General features: G+C 57.5%; 15 protein-coding genes and 6 pseudogenes. 9 read left to right on the top strand and 12 right to left on the bottom strand.

Going from position 1 to position 22277, the window contains the following annotated elements; all coding sequences use genetic code 11:
• Positions 1-383: 383 nt before the first annotated feature.
• Complete coding sequence (locus tag V8P77_RS12375; protein ID WP_264396688.1) at positions 384-2051, bottom strand: N,N-dimethylformamidase beta subunit family domain-containing protein; 1668 nt, start codon at positions 2049-2051, stop codon at positions 384-386.
• 538 nt (positions 2052-2589) lie between these two features.
• On the opposite strand from V8P77_RS12375, the gene V8P77_RS12370 reads away from it, so the two are divergent.
• A complete protein-coding gene (locus V8P77_RS12370; protein ID WP_264396689.1) occupies positions 2590-3843 on the top strand; it encodes a pyridoxal phosphate-dependent decarboxylase family protein in 1254 nt (417 codons plus the stop codon).
• Positions 3844-4873: 1030 nt separating this feature from the next.
• On the opposite strand, the gene V8P77_RS12365 is transcribed toward V8P77_RS12370, so the two are convergent.
• Together V8P77_RS12365 and V8P77_RS12360 are read right to left on the bottom strand one after the other, a co-directional pair.
• The gene (locus tag V8P77_RS12365; protein ID WP_264396690.1) at positions 4874-5584 is read right to left on the bottom strand and encodes a GntR family transcriptional regulator; all 711 of its coding nucleotides are present in this window, start codon (positions 5582-5584) and stop codon (positions 4874-4876) included.
• Between the two features lie 908 nt (positions 5585-6492).
• Positions 6493-6957 carry an Lrp/AsnC family transcriptional regulator gene (locus V8P77_RS12360; protein WP_264396691.1) on the bottom strand — a complete coding sequence of 155 codons (465 nt, stop codon included), beginning with the start codon at positions 6955-6957 and terminating at the stop codon, positions 6493-6495.
• Positions 6958-7148: 191 nt separating this feature from the next.
• Between V8P77_RS12360 and V8P77_RS12355 the strand changes: the two are divergent.
• The 3 genes and pseudogenes from V8P77_RS12355 to V8P77_RS12345 all read left to right on the top strand — a co-directional run.
• Positions 7149-7310, top strand: a pseudogene (locus tag V8P77_RS12355) (D-amino acid dehydrogenase); the annotation flags it as partial.
• Positions 7311-7346: 36 nt separating this feature from the next.
• Complete coding sequence (locus V8P77_RS12350; RefSeq protein WP_264396692.1) at positions 7347-7727, top strand: RidA family protein; 381 nt, start codon at positions 7347-7349, stop codon at positions 7725-7727.
• A gap of 127 nt (positions 7728-7854) precedes the next feature.
• Positions 7855-9330, top strand: a complete 1476-nt coding sequence (locus V8P77_RS12345; protein ID WP_373694584.1) for an NAD-dependent succinate-semialdehyde dehydrogenase — start codon at positions 7855-7857, stop codon at positions 9328-9330.
• 195 nt (positions 9331-9525) lie between these two features.
• Here the strand turns inward: V8P77_RS12345 and V8P77_RS12340 are convergent, their stop codons facing one another.
• A complete protein-coding gene (locus tag V8P77_RS12340) occupies positions 9526-9990 on the bottom strand; it encodes a DUF4334 domain-containing protein (RefSeq protein WP_264396767.1) in 465 nt (154 codons plus the stop codon).
• Between the two features lie 362 nt (positions 9991-10352).
• On the opposite strand from V8P77_RS12340, the gene V8P77_RS12335 reads away from it, so the two are divergent.
• Both V8P77_RS12335 and V8P77_RS12330 read left to right on the top strand, forming a co-directional pair.
• Complete coding sequence (locus V8P77_RS12335; protein WP_264396693.1) at positions 10353-10814, top strand: transposase; 462 nt, start codon at positions 10353-10355, stop codon at positions 10812-10814.
• A gap of 130 nt (positions 10815-10944) precedes the next feature.
• A complete protein-coding gene (locus tag V8P77_RS12330; RefSeq protein WP_335912932.1) occupies positions 10945-11517 on the top strand; it encodes a hypothetical protein in 573 nt (190 codons plus the stop codon).
• 270 nt (positions 11518-11787) lie between these two features.
• Here the strand turns inward: V8P77_RS12330 and V8P77_RS12325 are convergent, their stop codons facing one another.
• From V8P77_RS12325 to V8P77_RS12300, 6 genes and pseudogenes are all read right to left on the bottom strand, one after another.
• Positions 11788-12807 carry a tetratricopeptide repeat protein gene (locus V8P77_RS12325; RefSeq protein ID WP_335912931.1) on the bottom strand — a complete coding sequence of 340 codons (1020 nt, stop codon included), beginning with the start codon at positions 12805-12807 and terminating at the stop codon, positions 11788-11790.
• 320 nt (positions 12808-13127) lie between these two features.
• Entirely contained in the window at positions 13128-13322 is a 195-nt protein-coding gene (locus V8P77_RS12320) for a hypothetical protein (protein ID WP_264396696.1), read from the bottom strand.
• A 350-nt stretch (positions 13323-13672) separates the two neighbouring features.
• Positions 13673-14593, bottom strand: coding sequence for a hypothetical protein (locus tag V8P77_RS12315; protein WP_264396697.1), 921 nt, complete (start codon positions 14591-14593; stop codon positions 13673-13675).
• Between the two features lie 37 nt (positions 14594-14630).
• Positions 14631-15671: a toll/interleukin-1 receptor domain-containing protein gene (locus V8P77_RS12310; protein WP_264396698.1), complete on the bottom strand. Its 1041-nt coding sequence runs from the start codon at positions 15669-15671 to the stop codon at positions 14631-14633.
• Between the two features lie 374 nt (positions 15672-16045).
• Positions 16046-16219 (bottom strand): annotated as a pseudogene (locus V8P77_RS12305) (ATP-binding protein); the annotation flags it as partial.
• Between the two features lie 45 nt (positions 16220-16264).
• Positions 16265-17896 (bottom strand): annotated as a pseudogene (locus V8P77_RS12300) (helix-hairpin-helix domain-containing protein); the annotation flags it as partial.
• 9 nt (positions 17897-17905) lie between these two features.
• Between V8P77_RS12300 and V8P77_RS12295 the strand changes: the two are divergent.
• A pseudogene (locus tag V8P77_RS12295) lies at positions 17906-18748 on the top strand (IS110 family RNA-guided transposase); the annotation flags it as partial.
• A 16-nt stretch (positions 18749-18764) separates the two neighbouring features.
• Here the strand turns inward: V8P77_RS12295 and V8P77_RS12290 are convergent.
• A complete protein-coding gene (locus V8P77_RS12290) occupies positions 18765-19547 on the bottom strand; it encodes a class I SAM-dependent methyltransferase (protein ID WP_264396699.1) in 783 nt (260 codons plus the stop codon).
• A gap of 426 nt (positions 19548-19973) precedes the next feature.
• On the opposite strand from V8P77_RS12290, the pseudogene V8P77_RS12285 reads away from it, so the two are divergent.
• Positions 19974-20261, top strand: a pseudogene (locus V8P77_RS12285) (IS21 family transposase); the annotation flags it as partial.
• A 12-nt stretch (positions 20262-20273) separates the two neighbouring features.
• Positions 20274-20513: pseudogene (locus tag V8P77_RS12280) on the top strand (ATP-binding protein); the annotation flags it as partial.
• A gap of 185 nt (positions 20514-20698) precedes the next feature.
• Here V8P77_RS12280 and V8P77_RS12275 read toward each other — a convergent pair.
• Entirely contained in the window at positions 20699-21943 is a 1245-nt protein-coding gene (locus V8P77_RS12275) for an ATP-grasp domain-containing protein (RefSeq protein ID WP_264396701.1), read from the bottom strand.
• Between the last annotated feature and the right edge of the window lie 334 nt (positions 21944-22277).

The following is a 22277-nucleotide window of genomic DNA, read 5'->3' as shown; positions in this document are numbered from 1 at the left end:
GACCTGTCAGACAGATTACAGGTGCCCGGATCCAGCAACCTTTCCGGCAACCGGCATTCAAGGCATCGCCCGGACGCTGCACAACAGTTACCACCTGGCAGACGCGGCGAAAAATGTTGCTGGGCGGAATATGCGATCCCCTCGGCGCCATCAATCGTTCCGCCCATCAGTCACACCACCGACCGACATACGATAGCTTCCCGTTTCACGGCAATTTAGCGTTTCCAGCCCGGATCGAGCGCTCGACACGATTTCGACGGCACAAAGGGGATAGTGCCCGCAAAGTCGCGGGCACGACACTCGTACAAACGCTGTTGCAGTACCTCCCTAGAGTGGTCGCAGCGTTATTTGCGAAAAACCGGCGCCCACTTCCGCACGCTGCTCTAGAGATCGCATCCCAGAAATCTGTTGAACACATTTCGCGTAATACGGTCGGTGTAAAAATCGCGCTCGATCAGTCCGTTTACCCATTCACAGGTTCCAGCACAGAATACCTCGCCTGCACCTCTTTCGAATGAGACCATCATGCCGCTACCGCGAGAGTACCGTTCGACGGTTTCAGGACGTTCATCGCCCCCAAGCACCAAGGCGGCAAAACGAGCATCCGAGTCCTCCAAGGCCCGATAGTAAGAATGTTCGGGAAGCCCGTATTCGCCAGTGGTTGCCCAGTTCATTGCGATGATCTGGAGGCCCTCAGGGGCACCATCCGTGCCCAAAGGTATAGGCAGGCCTTCTTTAAACTCATATTCTAAGCCGTCGACTTCGAACGCAAAGATACTCGCCTCATCTCCAAACGTATCAGCATATCCAAGACCGGTTCCCTCCAAAGACCAGTGCTTGTGCCTGAAGACGTTGAACCCACGCGTCGACCGCGGAGCAGCGTGATAAACGCCAGCATACATGCCCCTGAGTGCATTCACGCCAAAAGTCTGGGCGCCGGGATATCCGATCAACGGATCTTCCCATGCACCACTCATAAGTTTGGGATTCTCGTGACGAATGGGATCGAGATCTCTGGCCGTATATTTATAGCATGTCTGGGTTGAGCCTTGCTCGCCGAGCCTTGTTTGCCATAAAAAATTACCTGCGAAACGCGCGACCTTCCCGCCGCGATCTACGAACGCATCCACGGTTCGCCGCATCGGCATTGACCAGTATTCATCATGGCCGATGAAGGCCATACATGAATATCCGTCCACGCAGTCCGGGTGCAGATCCAAGTCGTCTTGAGCAATTACATGTACATCATATCCCGCCCGCTCGGCCCAAAGCAGGAACGGGCGTTCATAGGACGCCCAGCCAGTTGAGGCATAATATCGGGCATAGCCATTTGCAAAGGCCCAATCCTTGGAGTCGTACTCAGGAGGCATTGGCTGTCGCGCCCGCGTCTTGCGCACCTGGCGCGGCGCACTCGGCGGCAGCCAGACCTGACCCCTTGCCCACGGCCGCTGGGCGGAAAGCACAGGGCAGGCACCCCCATGGGGATAATCGGTGTTGAGGCCGCGATAATGTGAAGCCCCTCCCCAGTCATTATAGGCGGACCACGTGCCAGTCGACGCCACTAGAAGAATCGTGTTGCCGCGGTTTTCCGCCCGATTTGCGCGAACGAAGAAAATGTGATGGCCGAGCGCTGGATGGTTGTCGTCCCCCTCAGGGTCGCGCATCTCAATGATATAGGCCCCCGGGGCGAGATCCTCCGGCAGATCAAGCGCTACTGTTTCTCGCCAACTACACCCTTTCATGTAAGCTTGGTCGGGAACTTCCTGAAATTCCACGCGCAGGCCCGACCAATGGTGTAAGGGTGTCGGTTTCAAGCCTTCCTGCCGGATGGCAATATCAAGTTTCGACACGGTCGCCGAAATAAATAACCTGACTGTCTCGCCGGGACGGTAACTCCGCTTGTCGCCGTAGCACCATGCGGAAGGCGCGCCATTTCGATCAGGGATTTCGACCCACGTACTTTTGGATGCCGCGCCAGTGCCGGAGATGGTTCGCGGGGGCCAAGAGCCGACATTGTGCCCGATTCCCGGTAGTTTCTCAGGGTCGCTCATCGTAAATCCTTCAGAATGAGTTATTCTTTATCCAAGATTGGCAATTTGCGATCACAAAGTCAATAAACAACTATTCCATTTCGAGTCCAGCTCCAAGTGGGAAACCCGCTCTGTCCGCAAGGCAAACCGCTATACCTTTGGAGCGGATAATTTTAGGTCCGATCCAGTTGATGGAGTCTAGCGCTTGGTGCCGGTGTTTGATGGCAGCGGTGATTTTGTTAGGAGCGGCGGTACAAAGGAAGGACTTGGGCGTAGGTTACGCTCTACAGGAGGCGGTTAATGGCGACCAGGATGTCAACGACTGAAATAGGCCGCGCTTGAATCAACACCCCATGACCACAGCCTTGGCTCAATGGGTCGCATCCGATTTTCCCGACGGTGAATGGGCAGTCCTTCAGCACGTGATGCGGCGTGACGATTGTCGCCGTGCGATGGTTTTGCGCTGCAAATCGAGCTTGATGTAATCTTATATGTTGCAAAATAGTATGCTGTACTGCTACATCTGATATCACATTATGGCGCTGACGAGGAGACGGAAATGCAATTCCCTGAAAAAGGTTTGGCCGAAGCGGATATCTGGCTCGAGATGGAGGCCGCCCGTAAAGGCGATGTGGACTGGCGCGGAGGGAGATTGCCGGGGTTCTATGTTCATTTCGCCAACGACGATGTGGACCGGATTGGCAAAATGGCGCTGGAAAAATTCCATGCCACCAACGCACTCGGTTTGGGCGCATTTCCGTCCATAAGGAAATTCGAAAGCGAAGTCGTAGACTGGGCTCTGTCATTGTTTCACGCGAACGGGGGGGCGGGCAGTATCACGTCCGGGGGTACGGAAAGCATTTTCATCGCAATGAAGACTGCTCGTGAATGGGCGAAGGCCAATCGACCCGAAGTTACCAAGCCCAAAATGGTAATTTCGAAAAGCGCGCATCCGGCGTTCGACAAGGCCGCAAAGTATCTGGGTCTGGAGGTTGTCAGAATAGAGCCGAGAACGGATTTTAAGACCGACATAGATGCCCTAGTTGCCGCAATCGATGAACAGACCATCATCATGGTGGGGTCCGCTCCACAGTTTACGGTAGGCGTTTTCGATCAGATCGATGAGCTTGCTGAGATCGCGGCGTCGAGGAATATTTGGTTTCATACAGACGCCTGTGTAGGAGGATTTTTGGCGCCTTTTGCGGAACAGAATGGTTTTCCAATTCCTCCGTGGGATTTTAGGGTCAAAGGCGTGAAGTCAATTTCGGCAGACCTGCACAAGTACGGATTTACTCCAAAAGGTGCATCCATCGTCGCGTTTTCAGATGCCGAGGATAGCAAATACCAAGTGTTCGATTTCGATAATTGGTCGCGGGGCCGATACCTTACACATACATTTGCAGGAACTCGTACGGGCGCTAACATTGCGGCGTCGTGGGCAGTGATGCGTTTTCTTGGTAACGAGGGCTACAGGAAGATCGCCGAACAGATCTGGCAGGTGCGGGACAAGTTGATAAAGCTCATTCCAGAGATCGATGGGCTTTTCATTTATGGGAAGCCCGAACTGACCGTCATGAGCTACGGTTCAAAAACACTAGACGTATCTGACATCGCGGCAGGTCTGTCTTCCAAAGGCTGGTACACCGTTGCGCCATCCCCCAATCCGCCGGCGATTAATCTCGGTATTCTCAGTCTTGCATTCGGCGAAGTGGTCGACACTTACCTCGCGGATCTCGCTGAGGTCGTTGATGAGCTAAAGTCGGGAGACCGATCCTATGACCGTTCGGCGATCGGGTCTTACGGCACCCAGTAAGATCTTTGTGCGCCATCGACGTCCCGTGTCTCTAATGCGGGACCTTGCTCATCTGGCTGAGTCTTTCAGCAAAGCAGCGGCGGAAATAACGTGAGCTATATGGCTAGCCGCTAGCGTGGTCGTAACCGTGCGTTTGACCCCGACGGAGACTTTGCCGGTTGGGCTCAGGTCTTGTGGAAGGCGGCCGCGGCGATGGAAATGACAATGCGTTCCAAGTCGTCATTGACAAGGCCGAAACCGTGTCTCCAATGACATCGACCTTTTCCGCATAGAGTTCAATCCCCGTCACCTATGGCCTGGGTACCGGTTGAGCACGTTGCGCGTAACACGTTCGACCATAGTGTCCTGCCTGAGAAGGCCAGCCACCCGTTCACACGTCCCGGCGTGAAACACCTCACCTTGGCCGCGCTTGAAATTCACGATCATTCCGCTACCACGATTGATCCAGTCGAACGCCCAAAGCCCATTGGAAGAGCATCAGCAGATTTCTGAGAATTGACTTCGCGGGCGGGTCTTATGGTGCATCCATCACGCCTCCGGAATCGGCGCCACGAGCAAATCTATCAGGGACAATAGACTGCTGTTGATGCGTTGACCGGGCGCCCACCTTCGTTTCCACCAGTCGACGTCCGGAAAGCGCTGTACTGCATGTTTTAATGGGTCTGCCCATACAAGGCATCAGGCTCATGCTTGTCGCGGAAAGATGGCGCGTTCGAAGCGCTACATTTCGGCTAGGCTTATGCTAGCCGTAATGGGCCAACCTCGCTTGAACCGGCATAGGCTAAGTTGTCCGGTCGGGCCAGCTAACCCGAAGGTTCGGGGCGCTCCCACGATTGTTAACCACATCGCTCGGAGGCGCAAATAGGATTTACATCCGCTATGGTCGCCTCAGCACCGGTAACAAGGCACCTGCATCGTTGCAGCATACGCCTCTGTTTCGGCGGTTTGGTATTGTAGCAGATGCTGCAAAACTCAGAGCCTCGAAGACTGCTCTACGTTGACAGAATATGTGAGTCTCCTGGCCGAGATATCACCCCCGCATCGGTCTCAACATGTTGGCCGCTTCAATGATGTCCGCAATGTACGACAGAGACTGATCGATATCTTGCCTGACCTCCTCCGCAACCACGGCAGCATCCCGGTTTTCAACCCCCACTGCGATCCTCTCCCTCCAGTCTCCGCGGCCAGCTGATATAGAAGAAACATAGTGGGGAAATAAGAGGTTCAGGTACGGCCCAGATTTGAGCCAAAGGGAATTGATGATTTTGAGGAGGGTAGGCATTCTGCATTCGTCATAAAGCTCGAACTGAAATTTGTATACAAGGACCAGGTCGGCGCGCCGGTCCCCATCGGCTCGCGCCTTCTTCAGTTTGGCGGATATCGCACGTAGTCTGTCAGCAAGCTCGGGTGCGCCTCTTTGCACGGCCTGTTCGGCTGCGAAGCATTCGATGTGCAACCGAATATCGCGCAGTTCGCAGATTTGTTCACGCGTCAGCAGCGGAATCAGGGCTGACCGGTTGGCTTCACCATGCAGAACGCCCTCGGATATAAGACGGTACAGCGCCTCGCGAACCGGCGTGGGGCTCACCTCGAAATCCTTAGCCAGGTTCCTGATCGTGATCTTTTCGCTTGGGGCGAACTGGCCGCTCCGGATCAGTTCGCCGAGCCGCTCATAGACCTGGTCTCGCATCACATCTGAGGTTGCCGATTTCAAGGAATCCCGTCCTTTTGATTCGTCCATGCTGCAATCACCTCTACACATTGCGTCGCAAATAGGAAAGATTTGAGATCCTCCCCTACAATTTCATGCACCAATAGCTGAATGTTGACATCACACAAAGCGATCATTCGGTTCGGACTGCAGGAGACCTGTTGTGTTCCCGGTAAATGCAGGAAGATCAGGGTTCATCGGCACGTTCGAGACAACGCGAAAACGGTCAGCAACCTGAGTGGTTATATTGCGAACATCGATGTTGAAGCTCTGTTGCGTAGCGCAAAAGAGCGTTGCAGAGTGGCTAAACCGATCTCCTTGATCGAAAAGGATAGGCATCGTGCCGGGAAGTCTCGGAAACTATAATGCCCTTGGGCAGAGCCGCGCACCCGGATCGTGGTGATTGCGGCCAGCTATCACGTTGACACGATCGGCACCATGTCGACCAGCGAGCAGGGCGTGTTCAGCCTCGCTCATGAATAGTTTCTGCTTAATGTCGACCGGGGTTCTTTTCCATGTCGCCAGGCAGGAGCAGCAGACGCTGGACACTTTCGCGTCCTTCTGCTGCCTCCGGTCGTGTGGCGGCCATCGTTCTCGGCGCCGGTGGCATGAGGACTTATGAAGCGCGGGCTCTTGCCCTACTGAGGGAAATCGCTCGCTACCACTCGGCAATGTCATCTGACTGACGCCGCCCTATTGTGCGACGTTAGCGCAAAACTGAATGATTTGCGGCTGACAGATGCCACGGCGATCATGGGTCGATTACAATCGACGCGGACTTCTGCCGCGAGGCCGGGACCAAGCCGTCGGACCATGCCGAGATGTGGAACACGAAGTCAGCCTTTAACCCCTACGCCCTTTTCATAGGCTCTTCCACGATTTCTAACGTGAATTGAAACCCTCAACTACTTCGAAAGGATTTAACAAGTGAGACTGAGTCAGTTTTTCCCTCTGACCCGTGAACCCAGGACATTCCGAATCGAAAAACTGGAGTGGATCCGCAGCACACCCGGCAGCTTCGACAGAACCTCCTTGTGAATGCGCTCGAACTCGCCGGCATTGGCGACGTCCACGCGCAGCATGTAATCGGAACCACCGGTCATCAGGTAGCACTCCCTTATCTCGGGATATTTCCGGACTGCAGCCTCGAACCGGTCAAGATAGTCCTCCGTCTGCCGCTCCAGCGTGATGTTGATGATCACCGCGATCGTCGCTTCCACGTTGACGGTGTCGACCAGCGCCGTATAGCCCCGGATCACTCCCGCCTTTTCCATGATCTTGATGCGCCTAAGGCAGGCGGACGGCGACAGTCCCACTTCGGTTGCCAGCTTCGCATTGCTCATGCGGGCATCGACGCGCAGCAGCCTCAGAATGTTTCGGTCGATGGCATCTAAGCCTGTCATGGCATAATTCTCCACAGATGTCGCATGTTGTACGACAGTTTAGTTATTATTGATTGATTCAATCACTGTTTCGCAGACGATTTCGTTGATTATTGCATATCTTTCGCCGGTCCAGCGAGGTGGAAGATGAACAGCACGATTTTGGCAACCCACGCCAACAACGGCGTTGCAGCTGCGGGGGCAACGGGACAGTGATCGGCCCAACGAAGATCGGCGGCCTCTATCTCAACACCGGCCACGGCACGCTTGGCTGGACGATGAGCACCGGCTCGGCCCGGGCGATCAGCGATCTCGTCGGCGGTCGCAAGCCGGAGATCGACGCCACTGAGCTGCCGGTCGCCCGCTACGCCTGACACCATCTCGACAGTTTCAACCAAGGAGGACCTGAATTGATCACCGCTATTTCCACTGCCGATGCACCGGCCGCTGTCGGCCCCTACTCCCAGGCCATCAAGGTCGGCAATCTCCTGTTCGTCTCCGGACAATTGCCGATCGATCCCGCAACCGGCGAATTCAACTCCGCCAATGCCGTCGAGCAGGCCGAGCAGTGCCTCAAGAATATGGCCGCCATCGCAAGAGAAGCCGGCACCGAGCTGTCAAAGACGGTGAAGACCACGGTGCTCTTGACCGACCTTGGCGATTTCGCGGAGGTCAACCGCGTCTATGCCGGCTTCTTCACGACGCCATATCCCGCCCGCGCCTGTTACGAGGTCAAGGCCCTGCCGAAGGGCGCCAAGGTCGAGATCGAAGCGGTCATCGCTGTCGGCTGATCGGCCGGGCAGTCAGCTATTCATGTTCACTGACCGGAGCGATCGGAAAGGATCGCTCCGGTGCTGCCGTTTTGAGAACGACTGGCTATAGATTGCGGCACGTTTCAAACCACGAGGAGGATCACCGTTGACGCTTTCGCAGTCGCTGACCAGGCATCTCAACAGGCCCGAACTGTTTGCCGACCTGGCATTCGTCGCTGACCTGACCCCAAAAGAAGGCGCCAGGCGCTTCCCGGTTTTCAATCCCTCGACCGGCGAGCTACTGGCAGAGTTGCCGGACATGGGGGCGGCGGATGTCGCTGTGGCCATCGATCGGGCTGACGCCGCGAGAGAGCGCTGGGCGGGCCTCACGGCTCGCGAGCGCTCCGATGCTTTGTGGCGATGGCATCAGCTGATCCTCGACCACAGCGACGATCTCGCCGCCATTCTCACGGCCGAGATGGGCAAGCCGCTTACCGAGGCGAAATCCGAAATCGCCCATGCCGCGGACTATCTGCAATGGTATGCCGAGGAAGCCAATCGCATCTATGGCGAGACGATCCCGGCGCCGTCCAACGATCGCCGCATGCTGGTGATCAAGCAGCCGATCGGCGTGGTCGGTGCGATCACGCCGTGGAATTTTCCCGCGTCGATGGTTGCCCGCAAGATCTCGCCGACGCTTGCCGCCGGCTGTACCGTTGTTCTCAAACCCGCCGAGCAAACGCCGCTCGTCGCCGGCGCCATGTTCGCCCTTGCCCGGCTGGCAGGTTTTCCCGACGGCGTGCTCAACCTGATCTATGCCTCGGAAGGTGACGCGGTCGGCCGCGAACTCTGCAGCAATCCCAAGGTCCGCAAGATCAGCTTCACCGGTTCGACGGAGGTCGGCCGGCTGCTGATGCGGCAATGTTCGGACCAGATCAAGAAGGTCAGCTTCGAACTCGGTGGCAACGCGCCCTTCATCGTCTTCGATGACGCGGATGTCGATGCGGCCGTCGACGGCGCGATCCAGGCAAAATTTCGCAATGCCGGCCAGTCCTGTGTGTCGGCCAACCGGCTTTATGTCCATTCCAGTGTGCACGACGAGTTTGCCGATAAGTTCGCCGAGAAGGTGCGGGCCTTGCGCGTCGGCGACGGCTTTGACGCCGACGTCGCGATCGGGCCGCTGATCGATGCGAGGGCTCTTGCGAAGATCGAAGCCCATGTTGGCGACGCCGTGCAGAAGGGTGGGACCATCCGTTGCGGCGGCAACCGGATCGGTCAATCCGGGACATTCTTCGAGCCGACGGTGATCACCGAGGTGACAGCGACCATGCGGATCGCCCGGGAAGAGACGTTCGGGCCGCTGGCGCCGATCATTCGCTTCGACGATCCCGACGAGGTGGTCCGCGCGGCGAACGACACGATCTACGGCCTTGCGGCCTATTTCTACGCCTCCAATCTCAAGCGTGTCTGGCGCGTCGCCGAGGCCCTCGAATATGGCATGGTCGGCATCAATACCGGACGCATGTCATCCGAGGCCGCACCCTTCGGCGGCGTGAAGCAGTCGGGCATCGGCCGCGAGGGATCTCGGCACGGCCTCGAGGACTATCTCGAGATGAAGTACCTCTGCATGGGCGGGCTTTAGTCTGCGGGCCCCGAGCCACCGCCGCTAAACGAACAGGGCGCTCGACCCTTTCGGGGAGCGCCCTGTTCAACCCGGACGACTGCGCGCGGCCGATGGTCGGCTCGCGACAAGCGGTCATCTAAGACGGGCGGTCGGCAATTGATGTGAACGCACGGCGCCCTTTACAAGGGGCGCTCGGTTTCGCCGGAGCCGCGGCTAAGTCGCCGAAAGATCTTGCGCTTCATCTACCCTCTCGAGCTCAAAGAAATAGATCCGCTCATCCTTCGTGATGGTCATCGCCCCCATCAGCCGGTCATGATCGAGCCTGCGGAAATGATCGGTGATCGGCAGCGCGTCATAGATCATCGCCGCGCTCGAAACGCCGCGAAACGGAAGGGTTCGCAAGGATGCCACCGGTCCCTTCGCGCGCAGCCCGCCCACAAGGTACGAGAACAGATTGCCCGCGGCCCGGGTTCGACCGAGCCTATGGAACCGCAGCGCCATCCCGAGCGGAATCCAGGCCGGGTCGACGGGGATCAGGCGCTGGCCGCCGGCGCGGAACAACAGCGCGTCGGCGCGCAGGTCGGCGGTGAACCGCTTTCCAAACCAGCCGAGGTTTTCGAGCACCCCGTCGAAGGGATGGCCGGAGGGAACTGACTTGCCCGTCCAAAGCCCGATCATCTCCTTCGGGTCGACGGGTTCGAGGGCGTCAAAGACTTCCGTTGCGGTTCGCGGCCGTGTCTCGCGCAATCGTCCTCTCCATCTTTGCCTTGCCCCCTCGAAGAAAGGTCATCGCCGGCGTGGCCGTGCCTGCATGTTCTCGCACGGGCCGGCACACCCCGTTCGGGCTCTACGTCATCTCCGGCCCATCGCACCATCAACACGAAACACCTTCTGCGAAACCATGCATCAGCCCCTCCGTGGGACGCCACTCGGCAAGTCTTGCAGGTGTCGGTCAGATCCTGTCGATGCGCAATCCAGCCACCACCTGTTGACTCACCGCTTCAACCGATTGAAAAGAAGTCGCCAACCGAGAGCTTATCATGGCGGACGAAGAAAACCTCGAACAGCCACAGCCTTTGACCGTGACCGACACCGATGCAACTGCACCTGCTCCCAAGAAGGGGACATCCCCGGCGAACGGGAAAAGCGGGACTCTCCGAACGAAGGCGAAGAAGGCGGAGCCCGCTTCCGGCAAAGCAAAATCACGGCGCTATTCCGATACCGAACGGGCCGAAAAGCTCGCGCAAATCGAGACACGTGCGTCTGAAGGCGAGACCCTGAAGGCGGCAATCAAGGAAGCGGGTATTTCCGAGCAGACCTTCTATCAGTGGAAACGTGCCGCCGGAGCGGCGGAGGAGCCGAGAGCCAAAGCCGAAGCCAGCGTTGACACGCTGGCGGACCTGGTCGCACTCGAGGAAGAAAACATGCGGCTGCGCGTTCAGCTCGCGGAAAAGCTTCGCGCCGAAAACGCCGAACTTCGCAAGCGGCTTGGCCTGGATTGAACAGCTGGGCCATGGCGCCCGCGTTGCATACACGCGCACTCTCGTTTATCTCTCCGACCGATCCCGCTTTGTCGGGGACCAACTTCCTTTTCTGCGGATATATGTTTGCATGAAAGCACGACGAAACTTCGTGGTCGAATTCAAATCGAACCGGCGTCAGGCAACAGGGGGAAGCACCTCCATCTGGGGTGACGCCGATCTCAAGGCCATCGCTCGCGCGGTGGAATCCGATCTGCCGAACGCCGGCGGGGAAACCGACGCGGAGCGCGCAGTGGAACGGCCACCGCTGGTCCCGATCCCGCCAGCGGCCAGGATCCTTGAGACGATCGACAAGCCGGTCGATCAACCGGCTGCGGCGCTTTCCGGCGACCCAGCGACGGTTCTAATGCCGACACCGCCGGCCGACGCGGCAGAGCCACCGGCGGATACGGATGACGCACCGGTGGTGCCGGTACCAGTGTCCGCACAAGGGGAGACAGATCACGCTGTCCCCGTCGGGCGCCGCGCGGCTTCGAAAGTCGCAAGGCCCGTGAGGAAGACGAAGGCGAAGTCCGACCCAGCCGCGCAAACAGGGAAAGCCAAGCCCGATGACCTGGAAGCGCTGGAGACAGAAAACCGCCGCCTGAAGGCCTTGTGGCGGTCTCGCCTTCAAGCGGAGAATGCTCAGCTAAGAGAGATGCTGGCGCGCCTGCCGTCGACATAGTCCAAAGGGTGCGTTTTTCCGCTGAGACGGCGGCATGCATGGCGGCAGCAACAATCCCGCGGGAGAGATCGACGGCTCCGTTTCGATCGCAGCGCACGACATCGCAAGACCGCTTCAAGCGACACGTAGACAAGCGCGTTCACCGGCTCTTTACGAGTTGCATGCGATCAAGGATATGCGCGACAAGTATTGCGTTCGCGCTGATCCGATCTTGCGCTCGCTTTGACCTCGCCGAGAGCAGCAAGAGCCGCTGCGCTTGGCCCGATCCCTTCAGAACCGCGGTCGTGTTTGCGGATAAAGCCATGGCGACACGGAGCGACCGTGACGGTCGGCACGTTCAACCACGATCTCCGCCGACAACCGATCGTCGATATCAGCGACAGCCGCGTCCTGCCGGTCAAGCAGCATCCCGCGCCGGTCGACGTCGTGCTCCCAAAGCAAGGCTTCCATGCACTCAAACACCGCCGCGCGTTCCGCCATGACCTTCGGATGCATATGGAGCCAGCGCAGGAACAGAGTGGCTCCCTCCGTTTTTCGCCACAGGTCGGCGCACTGCGCGGCATAGTCCCGCGCAACCTCTGGCTCCGCGAGGTTTGACTGGTGCCAGATCGCAAGCGGCATCGGATCCGGGTTTCCGCTCAATATTTCGGCAACATAGCCGTTTGCCACCAAGCCGCGACGGAGGCTGGTGGCGGCGGCAATCAGATCGCTTGCCTGGAAGTGGAGAAGTCCCATTTCGTAGTGATAGGGCGGGTAATGATCGGCCTCCTTCTTGAAGATGCGGGACGCCTTCGCCGTTTGGCCGGCGCGCAGATATTCCGAGCCGATCAGGAAGCGGATGCCCTGGTTGTCGTTCGGATTCCATGACAGCATCTTCTCCATCAGTGTCAGCGCCTCCTTGCGCTGGCCAAGATGAAGGTGACAAAGCATGGCACCATGGGCGGCCCGCAGGAACGGCCGGTTCTCTAGAAAGCCCCATTCGATCGTGCCTGCAAAGCCACCGGGGATGGCGTCCTCGCCCAATTGCAGGCCGCGCAGGCAGGCTTCCAACGCAGCCGTCGGCTTGCCCTGCTCCAGGAGAGCGTATCCGAGATGGGCATGGCCATCGATGAAATGCGGATGGCGTTCGACGATGGCGCGTAAGGCCGCAAGATACTTGGCCTGAGAGAGATTTCCCCTCTCGCGACGATCAAGCGCCGCATCCAGTTCGTCGACAATCGCGCCATATGCGTAGCCGTGACGGAAGATGCCCTCATCGCCCGCGATCTCGAATGTAACGAGCCCGTCCATTTGCGTGCCTTTCCTTTGCAACAATTTCCAGCGACTGCGTGCATAAGCCGTAGCGCGAGATGGACAGCGAGCCAAGATTGGCAGCGATGATAAGCTGAAGGGAATTCGGCGAGTGAGGAGGAACCGGAACCGCCTTGTCTTCACCGCCATTGAATTCGGCCACTACGTGAGGCGAATCGTTTGCCCATGTTCATCTCGGGTCGTGCGTTCGGGCGACAAGCCCGCACAATGGGCTTGCTCTGGCCTGACAACTCTGCGGTGGTGCGGCCGCCACCCGGGTGGCTGAACCGTCATCGGAGACGGTGCACTGACCCTTCGGTTCAGATCGGACTGAACTCGACGAACTCGCATTGCAGATGGTCCGATCTGGTCTTCTTCCAGTCGTAGACATATTCATCCTGATCAATTGCCGAGCAACTAAACCCAGGCAGCACCGTGCCCGAGGGATTTGTGGCGGCTTTCCGGGCAATGTACTGCCAGAACAGACCGGAGGTATCGGACTTATCCTTTGTCAATCAGCACCGACATTCCATGCTTAAACACACTTGCCAGCAACACCTACATTAGCCTCGATTTGAAACGGAGTCGGATTCCGTGGTGCCTTCCAACGGCTCTCGCGGGCTTTCATGACCGGAGGTCTTTTCAGACCGGCGGTGTTGCTCGGCTGGATTTCGAGGGTTTGTTTCCCTCGACGCCCCAGGACGATCGCCTAGCCGACGGTGCGTCGAGGCTTGCCGAAGACGGCGGTTCGACGGGAGGCTGATGCCCGGCGGAACATGCTTCGGTAGTCTTCGTGGTGATCGACATCGAAGGGTTCAAGGTTTGACCCGGTTGTCAGTATGAAGGCGCGACCGCTCCGCGATATTCAAGATTCTTCTGATTGCGCACCCAGCATGTCTATTTGCCGGGCGGTGTCGATGTTCATGACCTGGAAGGTAAGGGTATTGGCCATGCCTTCGAAGTGCTTCGACAACGACATCAGCCACTCGACGGTGATGATAGACGTAAGCTTTCCATCAAGGTCGTAGCCGTTGCGGTGAACGCAATCGTGACGCGCTGTCACCGCGGCCCCAAGAATGTCGCGCACTTCCTTGGAGGGAGGCAGTATAGGCATGTTCAATGCTTTCCCGCAGATCGAGTCGACGACTGGAAGGTTGTGAAACGATACTCGTTGAAGTGCACCTCTGACTTCGTCACGGACCAAGTTCGGCTTCTCTGCGACAGTCAACAACGACACTGTCTGCTTGTTGAGCGCCGGAAGCGCGGCAATGATTGATCTCTGAACTGCGGTGTCACGAATGGTCAGGCCTACTATCTCGTCAGAGAGGTAGGCTTCGAAGATCGAGAAGAGCTGCACGAAAAGCATGCGATTCACGCTGGCAGAACCGGATGTCTGATCTCCTATCTTGCCGAGCAGTGACCACCAGTCCCTCAGAGCCTCTTGAAAAATGTCGTGCGGCTGAGGTTCTGGTTCCGGCAGATCATCCCAGTACGGCTCGTCGTCGGACATGTCCAACGGGTGAAGCGTGACATCTTCATCCGGGTTCCCCCCTATCGTCATGCGATAAGTTTCGTGACCGGGCGTTATCTCGACGCGCCAGGTGCTGTCGCACCGTATGCACTCGACGGTCTCGACCTCAAAATTGTCGGGATCCTCGTCCTCGGTTTCATGCAAAAGATCCGGAGGTCTAACCCATGATGCGCATGGATAGCCGCACTTTGGGCATGCGAACGTCAGCTCGTGGTCGGGCCTTGTCTCCAGCCACTGCTCTTTTACGCTTCCCATGCTGGTAGACCCTCCCAATTTCCTCGCGAGTTCCGGATCAGGACACCAGATGCTCTTCCCAGAAATCGAGATCGTCGATGTCCATGGATTTTCCGTCCGCCTCGCATTCCTTCACGAACTCTTCGGCCTCGTCGCTCTGCAAGAAATGATCAAGGGCCTTCACAGCGGCTGCGACTTTCTTGAGCTTGTTGCCACCCCAGAGCAGATCGTGTGGGATATCCGGATCCATCAACTTGTACTGGATTGCGGCATCGACGTCGTCCCGTTGGTTCTGGTCCCGGGGATCGATTCGCGCAGCCTTGTTATAGAGATCCATGAGGATGTTGCTCCGATAGAAGTAGATAGAAATCTTCGGGCGAGCGGCAGAAATGGCGCCGAGGAGCTCATCGAACCGAGTCTCAGCCTCGAATCCAGATTTTTTCTGCATAATGGCCTTTACTGCCACCGGATCCTTGGCCGCTTTCAGATCCTCGATTGTTTCGCTTGCATCCTGGTACTCTTCTTCCAGATTGTCGAATTGCTTCTGCAGTTCCTCAAGTTCCTTTTTGAGGGCGTCATGTTCGGCCGCAGTGACACTGGTGGGCTTGGCGATGCTTTTCAGGAGCCTGCGGAGATCGGTGCGCCAGGACGTCTTCTTTCTGTCCCAGTCGTGCTCGGTCCGCTTTTCAAGCTTGATCCCGGTCGCCGTTATTTTCTTCTTGAGATCGATGAGCTTGGAGTGATCGTCGATCTTCCACCCTTGCTTAAGCCCAAGAGTGGCTGAGACGGCATCGAATTGGACAGGAGGGACAACAATCGGGATCGCGTCATGCGCGATCGCCCAGGTCGCTCCGAGTTCCATCAGGCAGAACCAGCTCTCCATGTAGCGAGGTGTCATCAACAGGATGACTATTTTGGGGTGTTGGATTTCGTTCTTCATATATTCGTTGAAGTCGACCCCAAGCGGAATACCGTGTCCGTCCACACTCGAGCAGAAGATTGCCGCCGACGGAACCCCGATCGCCTCCTTCAAGAACGCGACGAACTTATCCGCCAGCGCTTTGTCGGCGACGGCGTGACTGATGAATATGTCGGCCATGCAATGCTCCCGATGTTCTGGGGCCATCTACCCATCGTCGCATTGATTCGACAAGCAAGTCAGAAGGTTGGGGTCGTTTTCTCAAACATTTGGGTTCCGCCCCCCTAGATTTCACGGTTTCCTCCTCGAAAATCGAGCTCGGCCTTATGTCAATGGGATTGTCCGTCCTCGCAACCGCAACCGCCACCGACGATGACCCATGACGGCCCTAGGAGACGCATCCATGGAAAACATGCACGGACGATAATCGCATTGCTTTCGATCGCTCACCTGCACAAAGAGATCGCCCCGGAGACATCTGACGCGCGTCGAAATCTTGTATCGTGGGGCCTTCCAAACCGCCCCGGTATCGCCCAGGATTCGGACGAATCGATTCAAGAGTCCGAAATGGCGCGCAGCAGCATCCTCAATAAAACTACATCCGGCACGAAGAAATCCGGTTCAATGCCAAGGAAGAAAAAGTCCGCCCGTGAGGCATGATGTTCGTTTCCGGTCTCGACGATCTCGCAATGGTGGGTCAGGCGATCGAGAAGCGCCGTCGTCATCTTGGGTGTTGCGGAGACAGGATATTATGCCGAGCTTTCGATGCTGGATTACCGGAAATCTCGGGCTTTAGGGAATGGGCTCGGCATAGTGTCGGGCTCGGGATGAATTCCTTTATGCCGAATTCGGCATAACCGAACATAGATCTCGCGAGCCTGCACGACCGGCTTCGGCTTGTCGCGCGGATCCGGCCCGCCGCCTCTGGAAAACTCGTCGCCACGCCCCGCTGAGAGCTTGAAGTCGGTGTCGAGATCGGCCAGACCGGAAAGATCGCCGGAGATGTCAAACAGTTGTTGGGCGACCAGATGCACCACCGCCCCTTCGCGCTGGATCCGTCCGTTGATCGCCATCATGCTCGACCCCAGCACGACACGCCGGCGCTTCTCGAAGAGTTTTGGCCAGACGACGATGTTGGCCGGACCGGTTTCGTCTTCGATGGTGATGAACATGACGCCCTTGGCCGAACCGGGCTTCTGGCGCACGAGCACAAGACCGGCCGTCATCAGCCAGCGGCCGTCTCGCGCCGACATCGCGTCCTCGCAGGTCACGATGCTGCGCGCGGCAAGGTCCTTGCGCAGAAAGCTGATCGGGTGCTCGCGAAGCGTCAAGCCCGTATGGCTGTAGTCGTGAACCACATTGTGGCCCTCGGTCATCTGGCGAAGGCCCACCTCCGGCTCCTGCTGCTCGACAATGGTTTTCATCTCGCGATCGGCGGCGGCGGCAAAGAGCGGGAGCGGTTCGTCATGAAGTGCCTTGATTGCCCAGAGCGCATCGCGGCGCTCAAGCCCGAGGGCCGGCAGAAAGGCGTCGGCTTCGGCGAGTTGGACCAGTGCCTCTGACGGCACGCTCGACCGCCGCCACATGTCGTCGACGGACTCGAAATCGCAGAGCCCTCGCGCGAGCACGATCTTCGCTGCATCAACTGCGGCCATTCCCCTCACCTGCCGCATGCCGAGGCGAACGGCATGACGATCGGTCTCGCCGATCCGCTCGGGCGTGCAATCCCATCGAGAGCGCGGTTGATGCAGACCGGCCGGTCCGCGACCCTATGTTTGCGGGCGTCACCGACGATCTGGGCCACCGCATAAAATCCCATCGGCTGGCTGTTGATCAGCGCAGCGCAAAAGGCATTGGGATAGTGGCATTTGACGAAGTTGGACGCGTAGGCGATCAGGGCAAAGGAGGCAGCGTGGCTTTCCGGAAAACCGTAAGAGCCAAACCCTTCGAGCTGGCTAAAAGTCTTTTCGGCGAACTCGGGCGTGTAACCGTTTTTCACCATCCCGGAGACCATCTTGTCCTTGAAGCGTCTTGTAGATCCATTGGATGACTTCCTCGCGTCTTTCGTGCTCAAAATCGACGTCGATGTCGGGCGGTTCGTCACGCTCCTGGCTGACGAAGCGCTCGAACAGGAGGTCATTGGTCGAGGGATCGATGGAGGTAGTGCCGAGGATATAGCAGACGGCGGAGTTTGCGGCCGAGCCGCGCCCCTGGCAGAGAATGCCCTGGCTTCGCGCGAACCGCACGATCGAGAACACGGTCAGGAAATAGGGCGCATATTTCATCGTCCTGATCAGATCGAGCTCATGGCGAACCGTCTTCAGCACCTCCGGCGGCAACCCTTCCGGATACCGGTCGGGAACGCATTCCCAAACGTAGTGCTCAAGCGAGGCCTGGGCGTCCTTGATGCGGCCGGCATCGGTGCGCTTGCTGCGCTCTGCCGGGCCGAGAATGTCGCTCTCGTCGTCATGGAGGCTTCCGGCGGCTACGAGCGGACGGCCTTCCTGTTGTTGTGGGAGTTGGGGGTCGCCTGCGCCTTGGCCAATCCGCGCCAGGTGCGCCACTTTGCCGACGCCATGGGCTTTCTGGAAAAGACCGACCGCATCGATGCGGCGGTGATCGCCCATTATGCCGAGACCAGGCAGCTTGCTGCCCTGCCGCCGCCGAAAGCCGCGCAGCTGCGGCTGTCGGCGCTGATGACGCGGCTGTCCCAGGTCACCAGCGACCTGACTGTCCAGAGGCAGCGCAGAAGTGCTGTCCGCGGCGATCAACAGAGCGTGGCAAGCCTCGACGAGGTGATCGCGCTGCTGAAGCGCCAGAGCAGCACGCTCGCAGGCGAGATTGCCTCGATGATCGACGACGATCCGCTCTGGGCCTGCCTCAACCAGGCCTTTCGCTCGATCAAGGGCGTGGCCGACCGCACCGTTGCCCGGCTGATGGCCGAATTGCCCGAGATCGGCCGGATCTCCAACAAGGCGATCGCCAAGCTGGCAGGCCTTGCGCCGATTGCCAACGACAGCGGCAAACGCAGCGGTCCCCGGCCGGTGCGTGGCGGACGCCGTGGACCGCGTGGTATCCTGTTCCTTGTCGCCGCCATCGCAGCCAAACACGATCCGCATCTGGCTGCCTTCAAGCAAAGGTTGCAGAGCCAAGGCAAACCGAAAATGGTCGTCCGCATTGCACTCGCCCGAAAACTCCTGGTCATTCTCAATGCAAAAGCACGAGATGCGCGAAGAGAATTCGAATATGCAACTTGACACTCCAGATAGTCGCTCATCCGCGTTGAGCATGCCAAGCCAAAGAGCGAAATCGCAGGCTGGCGGGCTGCCACCTTCGGAACGTTTCCGCGATCATTTGTAGTATGGAGTTCCAAACCTCCTCCGACACCTGACTTGGGATATCATGTCTCCCAGACCAAAAGTTGAGGAACCGTTCCTCGCTCATGGAAACCGCTTCGGTCGTAGCGATAAAAATGCAGTTCCCCAGATCGGGATATTGGTTGAGGAGCGCCTCGTAGGTCCCCATCTGACCGACTAGTGGAGTCATGGCCCGTCGTACAGCCGGTGCCATGTCGCGTATCCTATTTTCGATCTCAAGTTGAAAGGGATCAGTCTCAGTATCTGCAAATAGGGTTGCAATTGTAAAGAACCCACGAGGCCGTAAAATTCGCATGCTTTCACGGAGCGCTTCGCTAGCGTTTGTCAAATGGAACGACGTGCTGTAACAAACCCAATCTAGCGAAGCATCGGCCAAGCCCGTGCATTCTCCCGATGCATTAACCCAAGATACCGCCGGATAAGTTGGACTGAGCCTCTGGCCCACAGCCATCATCTGACTATCGGGTTCGACTGCGTAGCCCGAAAGCCCCATTTCAGCTAAGTCATAGGCCATTAGGCCTGTACCGGCGCCGATATCCCCGAAGATCGGTCTCTCGGATAGATGTTTTACCTGGTCAAGAAGCACCTGAAGGACTCGCCGTGAATAGGGCGGGAACGACAGATAATACTCTGCTATTTCAGAAAAGCTTCCAAACGAACGGCTCTTAGCACCTCGCATCTTCATCTCCTCACTTGAGAAACTTCTTGGCGCAGCATCCGCACTGGCGGCTTTGCAACGCCTCGCAAGAAAGAAAATCAAGAACTGTGCCAAGTTAGCTGATCGAAGCTGAAGAAAAGAATCTTTGAGTGGTTCCAGTTGTTTACTCTGTGAGCCAAGTCAGTGGCTCCCAAACGAGCCTATGTAGCAACCATCACAACCGACAGAAGTTGTCGGCATTCGGACACCTCGAAACCAGAGGCTGGCCCATACGGGATCGTGTCTCAGGGAGTGGTTGTCTAATCGCATCCGGTTAGTCAAGGTGGCTTAGTCATTCGCACAAGGCGATCGGGTGAATTGACACGTGACATTTGTCGCAACTGCTGAATCTCTGTAAGCGCGTAGGCCACCCCACGTATCTTTCGGACTGCTGATCGGCGATTTTCTGAGCTCTTTCCCCGGCCGGAATATCGAAGGACTTTCGACGCGCTCGTCGAGCAACTGCCCGAGCGGCAGGCGTGCAAGATCACCGTCGAACTGCTGGCGCTGGCTCACGATCGGGGATGCGAACGTGAGTTGGCCGAAGCACTTTCCAGAGCCCTCGACGCCGGCAAACTTCCCGACCTAGCGGCCTTGAGAACGCTCTTCGGCCCGGATCCAGACAAGTTGCCGACCGTTCACGTGCAACTCGCATCGCTCAATGGCTACGAAGCCTTGATCGGGACAGCCTACGCGGGAGGAGGTCGCATGAAGAGCATCCACACAATCGACGAAGCCCGGCTTGGCATCATGCTCAACGAACTGAGGCTGCCCACGATCAAGACGCTCTGGCAGCAATTTGCCGAGCAGGCCGATCGTGAAGGATGGCCTGCCGCCCGCTTCCTCGCTGCCATCTCCGAGCATGAACTGGCCGAACGATCGCATCGCAGGATCGAAAGACACCTCGCCGAGGCCCATTTGCCACCCGGAAAGACGCTCGACAGCTTCATGCGGTAATGCCGCACGTACGGATCTGGCCGGGGGGCGATGGGCAACCGTCGTCCCTACCGGGACCCAAAATTCGCCTCACCACCAGTTTCTGTTCGCCGCTCTCAATCACGTGGTGTCCACCTCCGTTAAGTGGACACTCATGCCAACGCCCTCGATGCAAAAAGGTGCGACGAATTTCGCGGTTACGCTGGTTCTTCCTGTTCGCTCGGAAATGGTGCAATCGACCAACTGATTAAGTCGACGGCGCGCTCAAGTATCGCCGCGGTCTGATCAAGGCTGGCTGAAGCTGCGATGACATGTCCGATCGCGTCTAGGTAATCGCCGTTCCTAGCGATCGTCTTCTTGGGCTCAACATACAATTTGACCTCAGCGACACCTGGTACAGCAGCCGCCCGACTGCGGCCATCGATCCAATCTAGGGTGCCGTCGCGGTCAGGAATTAGATACCGTGTGGCCGCAATGTTTGCATGCCTTCTGCGCAAATTCCATTCCTCACCGATTACAAGCTTGATGTGCTCGGCGATGAGATCGACACCGTAAGCCAGTTGAACCCTTTGAGGATTGGTCCCACCCGAAAGACGTGGATTGACTTCAATGACAACTGGACCACGCTTCGTCCACCGGAACTCAATGCTCGTTGGGCCCCAACCAAGGCCGAGAGCTTGCAGACAACTTAGCGAAACATCGGCGATACGCTCATGCGCGGCGTCAGTTAGCGGTGCTGGATAGGTGCACTCACGAAAGATAAAGTGGGGGGGGGCGGCAAACTCAGCGGTACCAATCCCAATGACTTCATTTCCCATTATGTCAGCGCCATAAAATGGACCCTGTGCGAATTCTTCAACCAGTATCCTCGGCGAAGACCTCCGTATGTGCCCCCTGCTCAATAGATAAGTCGTGTGTTCGGCCAATTCATCGACATTGCGGCACAATCGGACACCGCTGCTGCCGGTACCCACGGCTGGCTTAACAACCACCGGCAGGCCGATCTCCGCAGCAAACCTTTCTACGTCCGTTGCATTCGTTGCCAAGCGATAATCTGGCATCGGTACTCCGGTCTCCGCGAGAAGCTGACGTTGAGCGAATTTGTCGCAACATCGTTCAATCGATGTGGGGTTCGGCCCCGGTAGATCGAAATGCCGGCAAAGCTTGCCGACTGTCGCATAGATCGACTCGTCGAGAGTCGTAAAGCCGGTAATGCCAGCGATGTCATACTTCCCACGCAGGTGGGAACATTCATCGACTATTGCATCGATATTCTCTGTATCGACTTGGATTGCCTCAGTCTCTTCCGCCGCAAGATAGTCGTACTCAGTTGGGTCAGTCGACATGGTAATTGGAGTAAGACCAAGTCGTCGTGCTTCTCTCAAATATATTCGACCAATACTTCGGTGTCCTTCAAGAATAATGAGCGCTCTTCTTGCCATTGGCTTTGACCCTCCATTGTGCGGTGTTCGGCGGTCTTGGATAAACAGATTTTCGGATTTTTATTTGGCCTTGTCCCAGATTTGGAGGTGAAGATACCATTGTTAGCGGTATCCGATCGTAAAGATCCTGTAAATTTAGTTTGAATGGTCTATTGTAACGTTTGGTTTGCCGGCGGGGGCGGGGCGGGCATCTCGATGAATTTCGGAGGTGCGCCAGTCCCTGTTGACAAATGACGGAAAGAACCTTGCGACCGTGAGGCACGAGGAAAGGGAGGTGGGTGGTCTTGTTGTATTGCAAGGCGATACGCCGATACTGCCTGAAGTGGCTGATATT

It is taken from the genome of Rhizobium aouanii (genome assembly GCF_037002925.1).
GTDB classification, from domain to species: domain Bacteria; phylum Pseudomonadota; class Alphaproteobacteria; order Rhizobiales; family Rhizobiaceae; genus Rhizobium; species Rhizobium aouanii.
Note: the sequence above shows the minus strand (reverse complement) of the source record. Positions and strands in the feature narration are given on the sequence as shown.